Annotated in this window: 1 rRNA gene; it reads right to left on the bottom strand. The window is 59.3% G+C overall.

The window, feature by feature from the left end:
- Positions 1-480: 480 nt before the first annotated feature.
- A 16S ribosomal RNA gene (locus MT994_RS19295) occupies positions 481-587 on the bottom strand; the annotation flags it as partial.

The raw sequence follows: 587 nt of genomic DNA, 5'->3' as shown, positions 1-587 counted from the left end.
AAAAACTTCAACAAAAACAACAAAACTGCAGAGAACCAAGAACCACACCCCAAAGGGTGCGTCTTGATCTTTACAAAGATGCTCGCGTCCACTGTGCAGTTCTCAAACAACCAACGACCCCGACCCCGCCAGACCCGCCTACCCCACCCACACCCTCATACAAGAGCGCAGACGAAGCGGTTCGTGGTCCAAGGACCGGCCCGTACCAGGCACCCCACCAACCGGTGGCCGGTGACCTGAGGACCCAACAGTGTGCTCGACAAGCCCCCCGGTCTCACCCGTGATGTTCCACCACCACCCGCACGAACCCCCGAAGAGGCACGTGCGAGCCGGCAGGTACTGACACCAGCAAGACCAAGAAGCTCTTTCGTCAATGTTCCACCCATGAGCAACCACCCACCACACGGACGGCGATGGCGTGGCACCTGAACCACCCACCCACCAGCAAACACCAGCAGATGAGGGTTGGTAGCTCCTTAGAAAGGAGGTGATCCAGCCGCACCTTCCGGTACGGCTACCTTGTTACGACTTAGTCCCAATCGCCAGTCCCACCTTCGACCACTCCCCCCGCGAACGGTTGGGCCATG

Origin of the sequence: Cellulosimicrobium sp. MI9406, assembly GCF_040595865.1 — a bacterium.
In the GTDB taxonomy this organism is placed as follows: domain Bacteria; phylum Actinomycetota; class Actinomycetes; order Actinomycetales; family Cellulomonadaceae; genus Cellulosimicrobium; species Cellulosimicrobium funkei.
Note: the sequence above shows the minus strand (reverse complement) of the source record. Positions and strands in the feature narration are given on the sequence as shown.